Annotated in this window: 17 protein-coding genes; 7 read left to right on the forward strand and 10 right to left on the reverse strand. The window is 61.1% G+C overall.

What is annotated here, in order from left to right; all coding sequences use genetic code 11:
• Positions 1-47: 47 nt before the first annotated feature.
• Positions 48-269, reverse strand: a complete 222-nt coding sequence (locus H0274_RS00595; RefSeq protein WP_226792133.1) for a hypothetical protein — start codon at positions 267-269, stop codon at positions 48-50.
• Between the two features lie 344 nt (positions 270-613).
• Between H0274_RS00595 and H0274_RS00600 the strand changes: the two genes are divergently transcribed.
• Positions 614-880 carry a DUF6437 family protein gene (locus H0274_RS00600; protein ID WP_226792135.1) on the forward strand — a complete coding sequence of 89 codons (267 nt, stop codon included), beginning with the start codon at positions 614-616 and terminating at the stop codon, positions 878-880.
• Between the two features lie 67 nt (positions 881-947).
• Here the strand turns inward: H0274_RS00600 and H0274_RS00605 are convergent, their stop codons facing one another.
• The 5 genes from H0274_RS00605 to H0274_RS00625 all read right to left on the reverse strand — a co-directional run bounded on the left by H0274_RS00605 (position 948) and on the right by H0274_RS00625 (position 4,490).
• A complete protein-coding gene (locus H0274_RS00605) occupies positions 948-1,346 on the reverse strand; it encodes a single-stranded DNA-binding protein (RefSeq protein WP_226792137.1) in 399 nt (132 codons plus the stop codon).
• A 269-nt stretch (positions 1,347-1,615) separates the two neighbouring features.
• Positions 1,616-1,879, reverse strand: coding sequence for a hypothetical protein (locus tag H0274_RS00610; RefSeq protein ID WP_226792139.1), 264 nt, complete (start codon positions 1,877-1,879; stop codon positions 1,616-1,618).
• A 70-nt stretch (positions 1,880-1,949) separates the two neighbouring features.
• Positions 1,950-2,885, reverse strand: a complete 936-nt coding sequence (locus H0274_RS00615) for a DUF2493 domain-containing protein (RefSeq protein ID WP_226792141.1) — start codon at positions 2,883-2,885, stop codon at positions 1,950-1,952.
• A 223-nt stretch (positions 2,886-3,108) separates the two neighbouring features.
• A complete protein-coding gene (locus tag H0274_RS00620; RefSeq protein ID WP_226792143.1) occupies positions 3,109-3,549 on the reverse strand; it encodes a hypothetical protein in 441 nt (146 codons plus the stop codon).
• An 11-nt stretch (positions 3,550-3,560) separates the two neighbouring features.
• Positions 3,561-4,490 (reverse strand): ArdC family protein, encoded by a 930-nt coding sequence (locus H0274_RS00625; protein WP_226792145.1) that lies wholly within the window; start codon positions 4,488-4,490, stop codon positions 3,561-3,563.
• A gap of 217 nt (positions 4,491-4,707) precedes the next feature.
• Here H0274_RS00625 and H0274_RS00630 point away from each other — a divergent pair, with 217 nt between their 5' ends.
• Entirely contained in the window at positions 4,708-5,343 is a 636-nt protein-coding gene (locus H0274_RS00630) for a hypothetical protein (protein ID WP_226792147.1), read from the forward strand.
• Positions 5,344-5,430: 87 nt separating this feature from the next.
• Here the strand turns inward: H0274_RS00630 and H0274_RS00635 are convergent, their stop codons facing one another.
• Positions 5,431-6,363, reverse strand: a complete 933-nt coding sequence (locus H0274_RS00635) for an ImmA/IrrE family metallo-endopeptidase (RefSeq protein ID WP_226792149.1) — start codon at positions 6,361-6,363, stop codon at positions 5,431-5,433.
• Positions 6,345-6,665 carry a helix-turn-helix domain-containing protein gene (locus H0274_RS00640; protein WP_226792151.1) on the reverse strand — a complete coding sequence of 107 codons (321 nt, stop codon included), beginning with the start codon at positions 6,663-6,665 and terminating at the stop codon, positions 6,345-6,347. Before H0274_RS00640 ends, H0274_RS00635 begins: the two co-directional genes overlap by 19 nt.
• A 125-nt stretch (positions 6,666-6,790) precedes the next feature.
• Between H0274_RS00640 and H0274_RS00645 the strand changes: the two genes are divergently transcribed.
• The 5 genes from H0274_RS00645 to H0274_RS00665 are packed head-to-tail and all read left to right on the forward strand — an operon-like array spanning position 6,791 to position 9,462.
• A complete protein-coding gene (locus tag H0274_RS00645) occupies positions 6,791-7,027 on the forward strand; it encodes a DUF2188 domain-containing protein (RefSeq protein WP_226792153.1) in 237 nt (78 codons plus the stop codon).
• A gap of 16 nt (positions 7,028-7,043) precedes the next feature.
• Positions 7,044-7,280, forward strand: a complete 237-nt coding sequence (locus H0274_RS00650; RefSeq protein WP_226792155.1) for a multiubiquitin domain-containing protein — start codon at positions 7,044-7,046, stop codon at positions 7,278-7,280.
• The gene (locus H0274_RS00655; RefSeq protein ID WP_226792157.1) at positions 7,281-7,661 is read left to right on the forward strand and encodes an E2/UBC family protein; all 381 of its coding nucleotides are present in this window, start codon (positions 7,281-7,283) and stop codon (positions 7,659-7,661) included. It begins immediately after the preceding gene.
• A complete protein-coding gene (locus H0274_RS00660) occupies positions 7,658-9,076 on the forward strand; it encodes a ThiF family adenylyltransferase (protein WP_226792159.1) in 1,419 nt (472 codons plus the stop codon). The genes H0274_RS00655 and H0274_RS00660 overlap by 4 nt, the downstream gene beginning before the upstream one ends.
• Positions 9,076-9,462: a DUF6527 family protein gene (locus tag H0274_RS00665; protein ID WP_226792161.1), complete on the forward strand. Its 387-nt coding sequence runs from the start codon at positions 9,076-9,078 to the stop codon at positions 9,460-9,462. Before H0274_RS00660 ends, H0274_RS00665 begins: the two co-directional genes overlap by 1 nt.
• 261 nt (positions 9,463-9,723) lie before the next feature.
• On the opposite strand, the gene H0274_RS00670 is transcribed toward H0274_RS00665, so the two are convergent.
• Together H0274_RS00670 and H0274_RS00675 are read right to left on the reverse strand one after the other, a co-directional pair.
• Positions 9,724-11,700 (reverse strand): ParB/RepB/Spo0J family partition protein, encoded by a 1,977-nt coding sequence (locus H0274_RS00670; protein ID WP_226792163.1) that lies wholly within the window; start codon positions 11,698-11,700, stop codon positions 9,724-9,726.
• A 104-nt stretch (positions 11,701-11,804) separates the two neighbouring features.
• Positions 11,805-16,052: a strawberry notch family protein gene (locus H0274_RS00675; protein ID WP_226792165.1), complete on the reverse strand. Its 4,248-nt coding sequence runs from the start codon at positions 16,050-16,052 to the stop codon at positions 11,805-11,807.
• Positions 16,053-16,125 lie beyond the last annotated feature (73 nt).

Consider the following 16,125-nt stretch of genomic DNA (forward strand, 5'->3'; position numbering starts at 1 on the left):
AGAAAAAAGGGCAGGAACCGTTCCCGGTTCCCGCCCTGTCGGAAGTCTCAAAACTCGTCGAGCATGCCGCCATGCACCGTGTGGACCACCCGCGCTGCGAGATGAGCTGGCAACATGTTGTAGTCACCCTCGTCGAGGGCAAAATACCCGAGTTCGTCATCCTCGATAACGTGCTGATCGAAGAAGCTGTGCAGCGCTCTCTTCTCGGCTGTTTCCAGAGCCTCGAAGTAGCTCCGGGACGCAACGGCGCAATGCATCGAATAAGCCATGATAATCCTCCTGATTTCTGTCGTGAGACGACAGGAGGTGCGCGCGATGGTCTTGTGCATCCCGGGTCAGGGATCGCCCGAATGGGCGACCGCGATAGCGGCGGTGGGGGTAACGATTTTGTTCGCTGCCGGATGCAATCCGGTGGCGGGCGAAATGGTGGGGCCCCGCCGTCCTTGAGGCGGGAGGCGCAAGGCCATCATGCTGGGAGAACCGTGAGCAAGAACCCACCACCTCCGCCCAGATCAAACATCTGCTGGGTGCGAATTGCCTTTCCTACACCCCGAGAACGCGGGCATGGAAACAACCGGGGAGCAGATCCGAGGGGGACAAAAGGACAATTAACATGCCCCGAAACAGGAGCGCGATTGCAGCCCTGCAAAAGCTCGAAGCAGACCGCGAGGCGCTCGACGCCAAACAACGCGAACTTGAAGTGCAAGCGGCCAGAGAACTCGGCGAAATCATCCTGGGAAGCGGCCTCGAAAGCTTCTCGAAGAAGGGCCTGAGGAAGGTTGCTGAAGAACTCGGGAAACTCGGCGAGGATGCCGCGATCGAGAAACTGACGGGGCGCGGTGCAACCCGTGCTTCGCATCCAACGCCGGGAACCCAGTAACCACAGAAGAAGAGGCCCTGCCGCTTGCGGCAGAGCCTCTTCGTAAGGGGGACGACCGGGATCGATGTCAGTCGATCTCGGGAGCGTCGGTGTTGTCGTTCTCGTCACCCGAGCCGTTGCCGCGGGAGAGGAAGTCGACCTTGTCCGCGAGGATCTCGGTGCCGTAGCGGGTGACCCCGTCCTTGTCCTCCCACTGGGTGTAGTGGATGCGGCCCTGCACGCTGACCAGCTGGCCCTTGGAGCAGTACTGGCCGACGGTCTTGGCGAGGCCGTTGAAGCAGGTCACCCGGTGGAACTCGCTTTCCTTGGCAGTGTAGCCGTTCTCGTCCTTATAGGTCTTGCCGTCCTTGTCCCGTGCGGGGCGATCGGTGACGACGGTGATCCCGGTGACATTGGTACCGCCTTTGGTCTCGCGGGTGTCAGGATCGCGGGCGATGCGGCCGGTGAGGATTGCGATATTGGTCATGGTGTAAGTCCTTCAGTTCTTCAAACCGGAGACCATCTCCGGCTTGCGAACATCCAGAAGAAGCAGGGCATGGGAGGACTGCACCGCAGGCCTGTAAGGCCGAAGGGGAACCTGTTCATGACGGGTGGTGCGGGCAGGCAGCGCAGCTGCCAACACGGCCGGAAAGGAACGGGTTGCTGTCCTCAGCTGACCTGATTCAGGACTGTTCGCGAAGAAAGCCGGATGGGTATCGGGTGCGGGTCTGAAGGTGCCGTGACCGGCGCTTGCAATCAGGCTTCGCCTTCCGATGCCGCCAGCAGATCCATGAAATTGCGCGCGGCCTCCCGGTCCTCCTCGTTTTCGAACGCCACGTCGAGATCGGGGGCGGACCCGAACATGTGCAGGAACGACCACAACGCAAAGCGCTTTCCCCGGTCCTCCTCGAGCCCGAGATCGACCCGGCAGTGCTCGATGCCAGCTGACAACGTGTCGGTGGCAACCCCGGAGAGGTCGGTGGTGGCAAAGTAGCGCTGCAGCAGATCGTCAAGTTGCATGACCGGTCCATAGTCGGGTCTGCGCCGAATGCACATCCGGGCAATGCAGTTGCAGATTGTAAAGGCCCCCTCAGGACCCGGGAGAGGTGCCCAACAGACCGCGACGATCGACCACTGTGATCCGACGCGTCTTAGCATCGATCACCAGTCGTTCGGTCACGCCATTGCCAGGAAATGCGACAACGTAGCGTGGATTGAGCGAGAGCATCTGCTCGTTGCGCTTGAACCCGGCGCGGGCACCGAGACGACGATCGAGCGAATAGGTCAGCTGCTGGACTTCGCGGCGCTCAGCCCAGCTCGCGGCGAGGCGGTCGGCACCCTTGCCGTCGCCGCCATGGACCAGGAAGAGATCGGGAACCGCATCACGAACCTTGTCGAGTGTCGCCCAGATATTGTCGGCGTAACGCTTCGCGTCCTCGGCGCTCTCGAAGCTCTGACGACCACCGGCGAAGACGACCGGAGTTCCTTCCGGAATCAGAGCGTGACGCCGGTTCTCAGCGCGTGCGCGAAGGAAATCGCGGGCATCGATTACGGCCGAAGTGAGATTGCGCGAATGACTCGAGCGCGACCCGGAAACGGGCTTCCACGAGGAACCGGTCTCGTCGCGGTATAGTGCTGCCGCCGCCTCACGCATCTGCTCGAAGGCCAGCATGCTGGCTTCGGCAGCCTGCGCGCGCTCGACCTGCTCTTCGAGATTGCTCGAGTGCACTTCGGAGCCATCGGCTGATGCGAGGAGGACCCGGATCTCGTCGCTGGCCCGGTCGAGCTGAGCGGACTTCCGGCTGGCGGCACGGTGAAAGAGGTTGACCATACCCCAGGCGATATCCTCGGCATCGGCTTCCAGGGCCGTGTCGGAAAACATCGCGAAAAGGTCGGACCATACGGCGCCAAGCGTCTGGTCGATCGCATCCTCGCAGGGAAAGTCGGTTGGGTTGAGGGGAGCTGGCCTGATGCTCAGGCCTGAGAAGTCGAGGCCGCTCAACTGGTCGATGAAGCTGTCGTACATGGGTGTCTCCTGATCTGATCGTGCAGACAAGGAGAGGAGGCACCATTGCCTCGGCCTTGTCCGCCGGAGCCCGATCAGGGCCGGGACAAGGGGCGAGGCGCACCGCGTAGCGGGAAACCTGCGGCCCTAGGCTGGCGCGGGCAACACGGGCCGACGGGCCGCAGGTTGCGGCTCGCCCCGACCGGCCCAAGGGCCTCTTCCGGCGGACTGGAAGGAGGCAGGATCAGAATCCAGTGTTGCAGGTGGATCGGGAGCGCTCGAAGATCGCTTCGCCATTCGAGAACCGACCGACCATGCGCAGCTCACCGAACAGGTCGATGAACCTTCCCGACACCTGGCCGAGCCAGTGCCGTGCCCTCGGCACTCGCGGGTTGTAGAAGTCGGCCTCCCAGTACCGCGCATCGTCGCGTTCGGCGAGCCAGATCGCGGCAAGGCCGCAATAGGTCGATATGCCGCAATCGGCGAAGGCGTTGCGCAGGAGGATACGGTCCTCGCGGCTGCGCCATCCGTCGAAGCGCTCGAAGCTAGGGAAGGTCGCCTTCGCGGTATCGATGATCTCGTCGACGAGGCACTCGTAGACCCAGTCGACATCGTCGTCTTCGCTGCCATCAAGCAGACGAAAGGCCACCACGGCGCCGGTCGGATAGCTGACGGAACGTCCCATCTCACTGCTCCTCAGGCTGCATTAGCGAGATCAATGTCGGGCTCGCTTTCGCTGGATTGGTGACCCCCAAGGTCAAGCAACAGGCTGGCCGCTTCCTCGGCCTTGGCCGCAGCGGTGAGGATCGCGCGCTCGTCCGATTTGAGGATCTTGAGCCAGGACGCGATGTAGCTGGCGTGATGATCGAGGTGGGCAACCGGCAGACCCAGTTCGGCTCCGAGAATGGCTGACGACAGTTCGGCGATCAGTTCTTCGGCAGCATAGGCCTCGCTGCCGAAGCGGTTCTTGAGATCGCGATCGAGCCGCGAAGAATGACCCGTCCAGTGCGACAGCTCGTGCGCGAGCGTCGCGTAGTAATGGTCGTAGGCATCGAAGAGTTCGGCTGGCGGCATGGTGACGCGGTCGCGCAGCGGCTCGTAATAGGCCTCGGCTCCATGGTGGCGCAGATCGGCGCCGACGTGGGCAAAGAAGGCATCGAGCCGTTCTTCGCGCCCTTTTGGCTCAAGGGCGGCAACCAGCGGCTTGGGATGGTAAAATTCAGGGAGGCCGTCGCATTGGTCGGCGTTGAACACGGCGTAGGCCTTGAGCACGCGCCGGTTCTCGGTGTCAGCTTCGCCTTCGGCGTTAACGAGCTCCTTGGTGTAGCTCTTGTAGAAGATCGCGATGGTCGATTTCTCACCCTTGCGGACCTGTCCGCCGAGTTTCTGGCACTGGTGGTAGGTCATCCAGTAGGGCGAGGCATAGCCACAGCCATCGGCCACCATCCAAAGCCAGAAGGTGTTCATGCCGCGATAGGGCGTCCCGCAGGAGCGCAAGGGCCGCGAGACCGGCACACCGCGCCACGGCTTGACCCAGGGCTTTGTGCCTTGCTCGAGCTTTTCAATGATGGCGGCGGTGATGCGCTGGGCTGGGGAAGCTGAAGCAGTGGGACGGGACTTGGTCATGGAAGTTCTCCTGATTGCCGGGACGGGCATGTCCCGGTTCAGGAAGAGCAAAGCTCCCTCCCCTCTCATGCAATGATGACCTCCTTGCGCCCGCACGTTGGACACATGAAGGAACTCGAGTTGTTTCCAGGAGCGGCTATAGAATTGAGGAAGCACTAGTCATGATGGTGAGCGACTGGTGGTAAGAGGTGCTTGGTAATCAAATTGAGGTCTGCAAATGGGTTTTGAAGATGCAATGCGGGTTGCGGCCCACAGCGCCGAGCAAGCCGTCAGGAGAGCGATGGGGAAGTACCGCGATGGCCTTGTAACCGACGAAGACGACCTGACCGGTGTCTTAGTGGGCAATCTCGATGCCGAATTTTCGGCGAAAGGCGCGAAAGCCATTGGAGGACTCCAATGGTCTAGCTCGATCCTGCGTCATCGAAAGGGGGTGGCCGCGGAGGAGAAGTGTATTGGCGCTGACATGATCATCCATGTTCGGGTCGATACGCCGATTCAGACATATTCGAAGGCAGTCCTAGTTCAGGCGAAGCGCCAGGAGCCGGGCGACCAGATGAACACGAAGGAGCGGAACGATCTGCTAGCGCAGTGCAAGAAGATGCTGGCGGTCAGTCCGGCTGCGTTCATCTTCGATTACGCGAAGGGCAACATGCGGTGCGCGTCGGCGACCAAGATAGCCGGTTCAACAAACAAGGATCTCTACGCCGCCTGCAACTGGACAGCCTATCGGTTCTTCTTGGAGCTTTTCCGCTGCCCGATAGGCGACCCAAGGATCACGTCGGCCAAGGCCTCGGATCTCCCGGTCCCAATTGTTCTGAAACTCGCGGGAACTGGCGAGCTCACCCAGGAATAGGCGACGCCGGCGAACATCCTCTCGCATAAGCGATGAGCACTGACCCACTTCCCTTGGCAGCAAGCCCATTATGATGGTCGAAGCGCATCACTGATTGCGCATAAACTGGTCGAACGTGTCGAAGGGGCGATCCTCCTCTTCTTCCTCGTCGAAGCGAAAGAGCCTGCGCGGAGGATCGTCAGGGTAGATCAGGAGCGAGATCGCCATGTCGTGATATTCGGAGAAGATCGTCGACTCATAAACGCTTTCCCGTTCCGCCCAGACACCCTCGGCCAGTTGAGTCCCGTTGGCCGGATCGGAAATCGTAACCTTGCCCGAAGCTAGCGAACCGTCGGGAACGGGAATAACGGTCTGCCGCGCCCGGAAGAATACGCCGGAACGGAAAAGCGGTTTGCTGCCCCAAGACCAGTCGATGAACCCGTCGCGACTAACCACGATCATGGCGCGCTTCTTGGTGATATCGAGCCACTTCAAGATCGCGGCAGTGAGCGACACTTCATAACGCTTGCGCAGGAACTCAAACGCACCGATGTTCGGGAGGTCCAGACCGGATATCTGGGCGCGAAAATCGTCGAGCGGCATGAGCAGGAAGGAAGCGAATTCATTCGCCTGCGCTTCCATCAACCCGTAGTCGCTGTCCCAGGCCCACATATCGCTCTTGGCGCAATAAATCGGCTCGCCGCTGAGTTGCCGATGCAAGAGGTAGTGCCCGAGTTCGTGGGCGAGCGTGAAATTGATCCTGCCTTTCGACGAAAGGGCGGAATTGTAGAAGATGCCCCACTCTCCGTTCTGTGCCGGGTGCGGGATCAACGCGCCTTCGAATTTGTCGAATGCCTGACCTTCGATCAACGTGATCGGTTCGTCGGGAAAAACGTTCGCCGAGAATTCCCTGGCAACGGCGGACACGTCGATTGGGAATCGGTCGAGGCCGTGCAGTTCGTGAAAGACTTTGACGAGCTGGGATAAACGGATCGCCCATCCCTGCGGCGTCGTGGGGAGCTTTATTTTGGCTTGGCCCATGCGTCGATCATATCCTGAATACGTTGCTTGTCGCCTGCGTCGAGCCGGTTGAATTTCCTGAAGAAGGCTTCCTTCACAAACTTGTCGTCGAGGTCAGCGTTCTCGTCGAGCAGATATTCGGTCGTAACGTTCAGAACCTCGGCAATCTTCGTCAGCTTTTCAGCGGATGGTTTTCGCGTTTCGCGATTCTCCAGTTCCCAAAGATAGCTTTTGCTCGACCCCGACAATCTGGCCAGCTCGTCCAGGGAATATCCCAACTCCAGCCTATGCTTTTTGAGCTTCTCTCGCAGTGGAACAGCCATGTTTCTCCCGTTTTGCAGCCCCTGTTTCCTTGTTCGATGATATCGAACGAAATCCTACTTGACAAGCGAGTAGGGTTCGTGTTCGATATAGAGAACATAAACCTATCGGACACGAGGATTCAATTGTGGCGAAACGAGGACCGGATACGCATCATGTCGTTCCCAACCGCGAAGGCGGCTGGGACGTGAAGCGTGGTGGAGCAAGCCGTGCGAGCAGCCACCATGAAACCAAACAGTCGGCAATCGATTCCGGGCGCGATCTCAGTCGCCGCCAGGGGACCGAATTCCGCATTCACAACAAGGACGGACGCATTGCGAGCAGTGACAGCCACGGTCGCGACCCGCATCCGCCCAAAGGCTAAATCAAGGAGATTTCAAATGGCAAACAAGCCCGATCATATCTTTATCGACCGCAAGAAATACGACTGGGATCAGCCGACCATCACGGGTCTGCAGATCAAGAACCTCGCAGGGGTCGATGTCGCGACCTACAATGTCTGGCAGGATGTCGCGGGTCCCGAGGACATTCCCATTGCGGACGATTTTCCGGTCGATCTGACCCAGCCCGGTGTCGAAAGGTTCTTCACCGGCAAAAAGACTTCAACGGAGGGCTAAATGAGCTTTCTGCCGCCTGACGATCTGGAATATCTCGAAACCAAGGGCATCGTCTTTGAGCAATGCGTTGACGGTAACAAGAAAGGCATCGTCATTCGCGGGTGGTTGTTGCCGGAGGGAATGTACGATCAGGAGAGGGTCGATCTCCTGATCCTTATTCCCAATGGCTATCCCGATGTACGGCCCGACATGTTTCACCTCATGCCTTGGGTCAGGCTGGTCAAGGGCAACAAGTATCCCAGCAAGGCCGATCATGCGGTAAATTTCGGGGGCCAGTCCTGGCAGCGCTGGTCGCGCCATTGCGATGACTGGCGCCCGGGTATCGACGGCATCTGGACAATGCTCAAGCGTGTCGAACATGCGCTGCTGGTGGCTGCATGACTCAGTACAGCGCCACCCTGCAGGACCGTCATCTCGAAAGGGTAAAGGCCCTGCTTCACCGCGACGACGGCAAGGAACATGCCGCTTATGTTTTCTTCAGCGCTGCAAAAATTCAGCGCGACCCATGGGACCGGGAGTCCCACGAGAAATACCTTTCCATCAATGTCAGGGAAATACCCTCCGAGGACATCATCAGCGCCGATAGCGCCCATGTGAGCTGGTATACCGATTCATATGTGAAGGCGCTGCGCGATGCAGAAGCCAACGATCATATCGTCGGCATCGTCCATTCCCATCCGCGAGGCTGTCTCGAATTTTCGGCACAGGACGACGAGAACGAGCAGGATCTCGTTCAGCTCGCCGTCAACCGCAACGGCGACGGAACCAAGCTCATCAGCATGGTGCTCTGCGGAGATGAATTGTTGGGCCGTGTCTGGCTACATCCTTCGGAGACAGGCTGGGCAAAGCTCCGTTCGATCAAATCGTGGGGAAGCGACCTTCGCTTCTGGTTTGCTGATGGCCAGAGCATCCAAAGCTCGAAAGTTCTGGCAAGGCAGGCATTGGCATTTGGCGACTCGCTCAACCACAATCTCAGACAGATGCGCATTGGCGTTGTTGGATGTGGCGGAACGGGTAGTGCCTTAGCCACGCTCCTCGCACGGCTCGGCGTCGGACAAATCGCAGTCTTCGACAATGACATTGTCGAAGCATCCAATCTCAATCGTCTGCACGGCGCAACGCAATTCGATGCCGACGCAATGCGCCCGAAAGTCCAGGTCATTGCCGAAGGCATTGCCCGCATGGGTCTAGGCGTAAGGGCCGTCGCATTCGAAGGGTGGGTCGGCGATGAGCGGAATCGCGATGCGTTGCGCTCGTGCGATCTCATCTTCGGTTGCACAGACGATCATGACGGTCGCATGTTTTTGAACCGCTTCACGTATTATTACCTTACACAGGTGATCGACATTGGCCTGGCCATTGATGTCTCGGACGCCGATCCGCCGCAAATCGAAGCGATGGACGGAAGAGTGACGGTGCTTGGCCCCGACAATGCTTGTCTGGTCTGCGCGGAACTGGTCGAGCCGGAAATCGCGCGCGCCGAAGCGATGAAGCGGGACCAACCCGACGACTACGAGAAGCTCAAGCATGAAGCATATGTCGTCGGGGAAGGTAATCCTGCTCCGGCGGTTGTGACGTTCACGACCGAGTTGGCCTGCATGGCGGTGAACGAAATGCTGCAAAGGATGGTCGGGTTTCGCGCTGTCGAAGGTAGCACGCCAAATCGCGTGCGTAAGTTCCATCTGTGTGAGGATCGCCGTCCGGGTTACAAGCCGAGAACCGGTTGCCGGATCTGCGACGATGACGGACTGTGGGGACGCGGCGATGTCGATCCATTCATTGGGCGGGTGAGTTGATGGCTGAATGGCTCGTTACTGCGATCCGGACTTTGTTGATTGCAATCGGGCTGATTGCGAAACCGGAATACCTGTTCCGGCTTGTCGGCGAACACCCTGTCGATGACGAAATCGAAGATGGTATTGTTTATGTTGTTGGCGGCAAGGACTACCAGAAATGGGCGTATTTTCGCTGCCCTACAGACAAGTCCGAGATCATCCAGCTTTCCCTGATGCAAAAGCACAGGCCGTGCTGGCGGGTAAGCTCAGACTGGCTACGACGCGCCACGATATATCCGTCAGTCAGGCAAACGGCAGGCTCGTTTGCCCATTTCTGGATGGCCAAAGGCGAAGTCAGTCTCTGTGCGGATAGCGGCGCTCAGCCGCGACAGGACTGGCTGGCTTGATCGTAAGTGGGCCGGTGATCCAGAAACATCTGACTGGATGTAGGTTTCCAAACAGCGGTCTCGAAACTGAGGACGGCAACCATGTCGACGACTGCTGACTGAGCGGTTGGGTCGCCCGAATTTCTGCATTCCTAAGACTGGTAGCCTAGCCCCGACTGACCGCCACCAGGTGAATTCGGCTCAGAACTTGACATGGAGAAGGGCGGCCCGTCCCAAAAGGGACGGACCGCCCGCCGAGTGACCTGGACCTGTCAGGAGGGGTCAGGCAGCCTGCTCGGCAATCTCCTCAGTCGAGTCGTCGGTGGCCGCTTCGTCTGCAAGGTCATTAACAGGAGAGCTACACTCAGCATTGGCTAAACGCATGATGGCAGGGACCCAGGCCTGCGCCCGTTGCTTGACATCGGCCTCGCCAATGAAGTTGCCCGAGAAAATGCGCTCGGCAGCGCTCGTAAGCTCGGCTTTCTTTGAGGCAGCGTATCGACTGACCAGTTCGGGACCGCCGGCGGCATCGAGCGCTTCGAGCGTGCGGGCCTTGGCCACGCGGTCGAAGTAGTTCGCCGCCGTGGGACGCCACCAATGCGCGGTCTCGATTTCGAGGAGGGAGCCGAGCGCCTCGTGCAGCGGCACCGAGCGTTCGCCTTCGCAGGCCAGGCTGGCAACCAGTGTGCGCGAGACAACGTGGCCAAGCCACGCCGAGCGCGCCTCGTCTGACAGCGCCCGGAACCTAGCAAACCGTTCAACGTCGCTTGTCCCAGCACGCCAGCTTTCATCCAGCGACCCGGCGAACTCAACCAAAGCAGCACTCGCCGGTGCGTCCTTGGCCTCGAACCCAGTAACCGGGCCGGACGCGACCGAGCCAACAAGCGTCGACGCTTTCTTGGCGCGCCAATCATGCCGATCGGCATCGGCGAGCGTGAAAACCAGGAAGTCGAGCGCCAGTGCCGGATCGTTTGCGAGATGGATTGCCAGGATGTCGCGGCGTTGCATCGCGAGCTCGTCGAGCAAGCGCTGGGACAGCGAGCTGCTCTTGGGCTTCGCCTTTCCGCTATCCTCGACTGCCTCGATAGCGCCATCGTCGTCGGTGAAGACTTCGGTCTCGGTGTAGAACTGCGGGACCAAAGTCGGCTCGCCATTGCGCGCGAGGACAAGGAAGGCACCAGCCTCGGCCTTCAACTCGTCTGCCAGCACTGGGGGACGATCATTGAGCGCGCGCATCGCGCGGTCGATCACCACGAGTTCCTGTTCGGCCTTTGCCACCTCGTCCTCGTCGCTGTCTTCGTCTTCGAGCACGGCGGCGACGCGGTCGTAATCGGCCTCAAGCTCGCCGAGTTCCTTCGCTTCCTGTTCGGTCATCGGCGCAGGCTCGCATGGCAGACGGCCGAGACCTTCGACGAGGTCATGGCTGACGTAGTTGCCAAGCGTCGGGCGCACCCAGGCAAGGCCATATTCGATCGCGGTCTTTTCCGCCGCCTCTTCCATGGCCTTGTGCGCAAGGTCTTCGAGCAGTGCGATATCGATCCAGCTCTCGCTGGCATCGTCGTCGAACAGTTCGCGTTCGATCCTGCCACCCGCAGTGAGGTAGGCATCGCGTCCGACGAGAACAGCTCGCGGATCGGAGCCACGAACAGTTGCGTCGAGCACCATGCGGCGGATCGTGTCGGGCGTGACCTGGTACCAAGCGTCCTGCAGTTCGGCATAGACATGCGCCTGGCGCTCGACGTCGGAAATCGCGCCGTAGGCCTTGGCCATGTCGAGCGTGATCGTGCCCTCGGCAAGTGCTTCGAAGACGCAGGGTGCGAGGCTTGCCAGGCGCAGACGTCCTTCGACGAACCGGACAGTGAGGCCGAAGCGGCGGGCCACGTCTTCCGTCGTAGCTCCTGCTTCGATGATGGAGGCGAAGGCCTGCGCCTCGTCGGCGGGGTTCATCGCGAGACGCTGGAAGTTCTCGGCAAGGCTGGCCTCGCGCACTTCGCTTTCCTCGCCTTCGATGACGAGGCAAGTAACCTCGTGGCTTTCGGGCAAGGTGCCCTCTTCGGCAAGCGCCTGCAGCGCGGCGAGACGGCGACCGCCTGCTTCGACCTCGAACTTGCCGCGCTTTCCTTTGCGCACGACGAGGTTCTGCAGCAGGCCGCGCGCGGCAATGTCTGCCCGCAGCTGGAGGTCGGCCAGCACGTCGCTCGACTTGCGGACGTTGCGCGGGCTCGGGACAAGCTTCTTCAAGGGGATCGACTGGATCATGGGTGTTCTCCTGATGGAATGAAGGCGCAGGTGAGGATCACGAGGCCCACAAGCCCAAAGGGCTCCCTCCACTCTCATTCTGAGATTGGGGTCTGCCCGAGAGATCAGGCGGCAAGCGCGGGCAGAACCGACGAGGCATTCGACACCGGGACGAACAGGCGCGTGCGGTAGCGGATGATCTCGGTGAAGCAGCCTTTGCCCTTGTACCAGTCGAGCCGATCGGGCGAGAACCCGGTCAGTTCAAGCCGCTGTTCGCCTCCGACCAGCGATCGCTTGACGGTCAAGGCATCGTGGCTTGCGAGGCCCATCGGCTTGCCGCTGGCGATGACGAGGTTGCCGATCTGCTCAGGCGCCGGTCCGGATACTCCGGAAAGACCAAAGGTCTCGGCGATTGCGGCGAGATCGATATCGAGCACTTCACGCCCAATGATCGACTGGCCGTCCTCGGCAACGAGCCGAGTGACGCGGACATGATCGCCAGGCAGGCGCTTCCACACCGGAAGCAACAGCCCGGTGGCGAGATGGACGCGCTCGGTCACCGGTGAAGCAGAGGCCTCCTCTTCCTCGGCCCGCCAGGCGCTCGTGAACGCGGTGACGCCAATTTCTTCCCAGTGGCTCTCACCGAGTGCCTCAAGTGTCCAGTTCGCGGACTTGAGCGGGCGCAGCAGGCGGCGGCGTTCGATCACGGCCCCGTCGTCAGCAATGAGGCGTCGGGCCGGAACCGACAGTGCGACCATGCCAGAGCGCGCATTGCGCATCGGGATCGCGTGCGAACTGCCAATCTCGTGCATCCGCACCAGGCGCTTCAATCGCAGAGGCCGAAGGTGCCTCGTCACTTCGAGCGAGACGAGACGGGTCTCGGCACCGGTCACGGGGTCTGTGCGCAGGAGTTCATCGGCGAGGACCGTGAAACGATCAACCCTGACGGTTTCCAAACCCTGGTCGAGCGTTCCAGCCTCGCGCGCAGCTTCGATCCGCGCTTCAACGAGGCCGAGATATTCATCGAAGATCGCGTTCTGGAGCGCGATCGGCAGCGCGAGAATGCGGTTGAGCCAGCGCTGGATTGTTGGGAGATTGTCGGTCAGCCCGCAATCGGGGCTTTCAAGCCGGAGGCCGGTCCGCTCGACGAAATTGCCGAACGTGGTGGCTTCGAGCTTGCCGTCATAGAGCAGCTGGAACCAGCGGCTGAGCGCGTCGCGCGCATAGTCGCTTTCGAGATTGTCGGCCGGGTCGAACAGGTTCTGTCCGCCGGTCTGGCGCTGGCCGCGCGTCAGCGCGCCCAATGCATCGAGCCTTCGCGCAATAGTCGAGATGAACCGGCGCTCGCCCTTCACATCTGTGGTGACCGGGCGGAAGAGCGGGGCCGAAGCCTGATTGGTGCGGTTGGTACGGCCGAGACCCTGGATGGCGTTGTCGGCGCGCCATCCCGGTTCAAGCAGGAAGTGAACCCGGCGCTGCTGGTTCCGGCAGCCAAGGTCGGCATGGTAGGATCGACCCGTGCCGCCTGCGTCCGAGAAGACCAGGATGCGCTTGGTGCCTTCCATGAAGCTTTGCGCTTCGGCGACATTGGCGCTGGGGCTACGCCGTTCGAGGCGTTGCCGACCATCGCGGCCCAGGACAAGTCTGCGGGTCCGGCCCGTGACTTCGGCCACTGCGTCGGTTCCGAAATGCTCGATAATCGCATCGAGCGCGGTGGCGATGGGCGGCAGTGCGCAGAGTTGTTCGATCAACGCATCACGCGCGGCTACGGCGCGCGGGCAAAAAACGGGATTGCCCTCCTCGTCGCTCATCGCCTCGGAACGAAGATTGCCATCCTCATCGGCGAAGACCTGCATCAGGCGCACCGGGAAACTCTTGGTAAGGTAGTCGATCACGTATTCACGCGGGGACAGATCGATATCGAGAGCTTCGCGTTCTTCCACGCTAAGGTCGGCAAGGCGCCGGTCGAGCATGGCCTCCGCGGTCGAGACCAGCTGCACGACAACCGAATGGTCTTCGCCAAGTGCGGCTTCCATCGCGGGGATCAGGCTCGGCAGTTTCATCGAGAGCAGGAGCTGGGCAAAGAATCGCTGCTTGGTGCCTTCGAAAATCGACAGCGCCGCAGCCTTGGCGTTGTGATTGAGCGTATCGCCGCTGTCCTCGTCGACCACGCGGGTTGCTTCGAGCGCAGCTTCGAGGTTGCGGTGAATGATCGCCCAGGCATCGGCATAGGCATCGTAGATCCGCACCTGTGCTTCGGTCAGGCTGTGTTCGAGGATTTCGTACTCGACCCCGGCGAAGGACAACGCACGGGCGAGATAGAGGCCCTGCGCCTTGAGGTCACGGGCGACGAGTTCCATCGCCGCGACGCCGCCGGCGCGGATCTCGGTCATGAACGCCTCGTGGGTCGGAAAGGCGGTCTCCGGTCCCCACAGGCCAAGCCGTGAGGTGTAACCGAGGTTGGCTATATCCGAGGCGCCAGTGGCAGACGCGTAGAGTACGCGGGCGCGCGGCAGATGGTTCTGCAGCCTGAGGCCGGCCATGCCCTGTTCGGATCCTTTGATCTTGCCGCGAGTGGAGGAGCCTCCAAGCGCATTGGCCATGGCGTGGGCTTCGTCGAAGGCGATCACGCCATCGTACTCCTCGCCCGCCCAGGCAAGGATCTGGTCAAGCCGCGTATCCTCGGCGCGGCCCGAGCGCAGCGTCGGGTAGGTGACGAAGAGAATGCCTTCGGACATCGTGACAGGGTGACCGAGTTTCCACCGCGAGAGCGGCTGGAGATCGAGCGGCGGCCCGCCAAGCGCTTCCCAGTCGCGGCGTGCATCTTGGAGCAGCGCCTCGTTCTTGGTGATCCAGACATGCCGGCGCTCGCCTGCGAGCCATCGGTCCATGATGACCGCGGCGATCTGCCGTCCTTTGCCCGCTCCGGTTCCGTCCCCGAGGAAGAAGCCTTGGCGGTAGGAGTGTCCGTCCTCGGAGAGTTCCAGCGAGGTGCCTTCCTGGCTCACCTTGAACTGACCCGGAAGATCGCGCGCAAATGCCTGGGCAGCGTAGACCAGTGTCTCGCATTGCGCTTCGGACAGAAGGCCCTCGGCCTGCCAGCAAGCGGGAAGGCGCGGTGTGACGTCCGGCTGGGGCGCCGCGACCGAACCCATGGCAACCGATTCCACGAGCGGGGTGGGATGGATCGGAGCATCTTCGAAGGCGATGCGGCTGGGCCCGTAAGGCAGGTAGATGCCTGCCTGTTCGGGCACAGGCGCGGGGTCGGCGAGGACCGAATAGGCAAGGTCGATCGCATTCGCCGTGGCTGCTGGTGTCGCGGCGAACGGCGCCACCGGCCGAACCGGCGCGCTTTGGGCCGAAGTCTTGCCAACGAGGCGCACTGGCTTGCCGAGCGGCAGGCGATGGATGTTGGCGGAGGTCTGTACGCGTGGCGGAAGCGCAGTGATAAGCTCGTGGAGCGAGATGAGGTCGGCAGTATCTCCGGTGATCGCAGGCGAGGACGCGGGCGTCGTCTTGTCGAACACAACCAGGCGAACGGCGATCCCCGTCCCTGTCCGGCGAAACATTTGTTGCAACCGAACATCGAGGAGCAGCGATGCTTCGTCCTGTACCTTGGCGAAAGTGGAAGCATCGAAGCCTTCGGGCATGATGGCGACCATCCGCGCCCCATTTGCAGCCGTTCGGATCGCACCGCGTAGGTGACGCATGGCGGTCTCACCGTCCTTGCCGCGTTCCTGGCTGTGAGCGAACGGCGGGTTCATCAGCACGACCGACGGAACAGGGGCGCGAAGCAAGTCGGCGATCAGTTCCCCGTCATGCGCAGTGATGGTAGCCGTTGGGAAGACGTGGGCCAGACCGTCTCGTCTTGCCGGATCGATCTCGTTGAGGAGCAGCAAAGCGTTCTGGAGGCAACCCCAGAGAGCAAGGGCACCATTGCCTGCGGACGGTTCGAGGAGCGTGTCTTGCGCGCAGACAGCTGCGGCCTTCGCCATCAGACAGGCCAGCATTGGCGGGGTCGAGAACTGCTGGAGCTCGACCTGTGCTTCGCTGCGAACGTGCCGTGGCGGCAAGGCTGCTTCGAGCCAGTCGAACCGCGCTTCGGCTTCGTGTACATTCGTCGCCAGATCGATCCGTGAGGACTCTCGAAGCCAGAGTAGTGCGCCCATCTCAACCGCGCTGTTGTAGTCGTCGATCGTCCAGGCACCTCCCCAGTCCAGAACACCGGTCTCTTCGGCGAACAGCCCGGAAATGTCGGTACGGGTAAGATGACGTCCCGAAGCAAGAAGCGCGGCAACTCGGGTGCCAATGGCATAGGCCAAGGGCATGGACGGCAACTGCTCGCCGGCGGGAAACAGGTCTGATTGAAACATGGCAATTCGTCCTCCTGATGGGGGCATCGGGACACGCCCTCTGCCGGATCAGGAATTCGAGAAGCTCTCTCTC

Origin of the sequence: Fulverythrobacter ferritrahens, from assembly GCF_020539485.1 — a bacterium.
Classification (GTDB): domain Bacteria; phylum Pseudomonadota; class Alphaproteobacteria; order Sphingomonadales; family Sphingomonadaceae; genus Andeanibacterium; species Andeanibacterium ferritrahens.

Excerpts from the sequence above, each read along its gene's own strand:
- H0274_RS00655 (WP_226792157.1), top strand. The coding sequence starts at position 7,281 with ATGAGCTTTCTGCCGCCTGACGATCTGGAATATCTCGAAACCAAGGGC.
- H0274_RS00670 (WP_226792163.1), bottom strand. The coding sequence starts at position 11,700 with ATGATCCAGTCGATCCCCTTGAAGAAGCTTGTCCCGAGCCCGCGCAAC.
- H0274_RS00615 (WP_226792141.1), bottom strand. The coding sequence starts at position 2,885 with ATGTACGACAGCTTCATCGACCAGTTGAGCGGCCTCGACTTCTCAGGC.
- H0274_RS00600 (WP_226792135.1), top strand. The coding sequence starts at position 614 with ATGCCCCGAAACAGGAGCGCGATTGCAGCCCTGCAAAAGCTCGAAGCA.
- H0274_RS00650 (WP_226792155.1), top strand. The coding sequence starts at position 7,044 with ATGGCAAACAAGCCCGATCATATCTTTATCGACCGCAAGAAATACGAC.
- H0274_RS00635 (WP_226792149.1), bottom strand. The coding sequence starts at position 6,363 with ATGGGCCAAGCCAAAATAAAGCTCCCCACGACGCCGCAGGGATGGGCG.
- H0274_RS00610 (WP_226792139.1), bottom strand. The coding sequence starts at position 1,879 with ATGCAACTTGACGATCTGCTGCAGCGCTACTTTGCCACCACCGACCTC.
- H0274_RS00630 (WP_226792147.1), top strand. The coding sequence starts at position 4,708 with ATGGGTTTTGAAGATGCAATGCGGGTTGCGGCCCACAGCGCCGAGCAA.
- H0274_RS00620 (WP_226792143.1), bottom strand. The coding sequence starts at position 3,549 with ATGGGACGTTCCGTCAGCTATCCGACCGGCGCCGTGGTGGCCTTTCGT.
- H0274_RS00625 (WP_226792145.1), bottom strand. The coding sequence starts at position 4,490 with ATGACCAAGTCCCGTCCCACTGCTTCAGCTTCCCCAGCCCAGCGCATC.
- H0274_RS00665 (WP_226792161.1), top strand. The coding sequence starts at position 9,076 with ATGGCTGAATGGCTCGTTACTGCGATCCGGACTTTGTTGATTGCAATC.
- H0274_RS00675 (WP_226792165.1), bottom strand. The coding sequence starts at position 16,052 with ATGTTTCAATCAGACCTGTTTCCCGCCGGCGAGCAGTTGCCGTCCATG.
- H0274_RS00605 (WP_226792137.1), bottom strand. The coding sequence starts at position 1,346 with ATGACCAATATCGCAATCCTCACCGGCCGCATCGCCCGCGATCCTGAC.
- H0274_RS00640 (WP_226792151.1), bottom strand. The coding sequence starts at position 6,665 with ATGGCTGTTCCACTGCGAGAGAAGCTCAAAAAGCATAGGCTGGAGTTG.
- H0274_RS00660 (WP_226792159.1), top strand. The coding sequence starts at position 7,658 with ATGACTCAGTACAGCGCCACCCTGCAGGACCGTCATCTCGAAAGGGTA.
- H0274_RS00595 (WP_226792133.1), bottom strand. The coding sequence starts at position 269 with ATGGCTTATTCGATGCATTGCGCCGTTGCGTCCCGGAGCTACTTCGAG.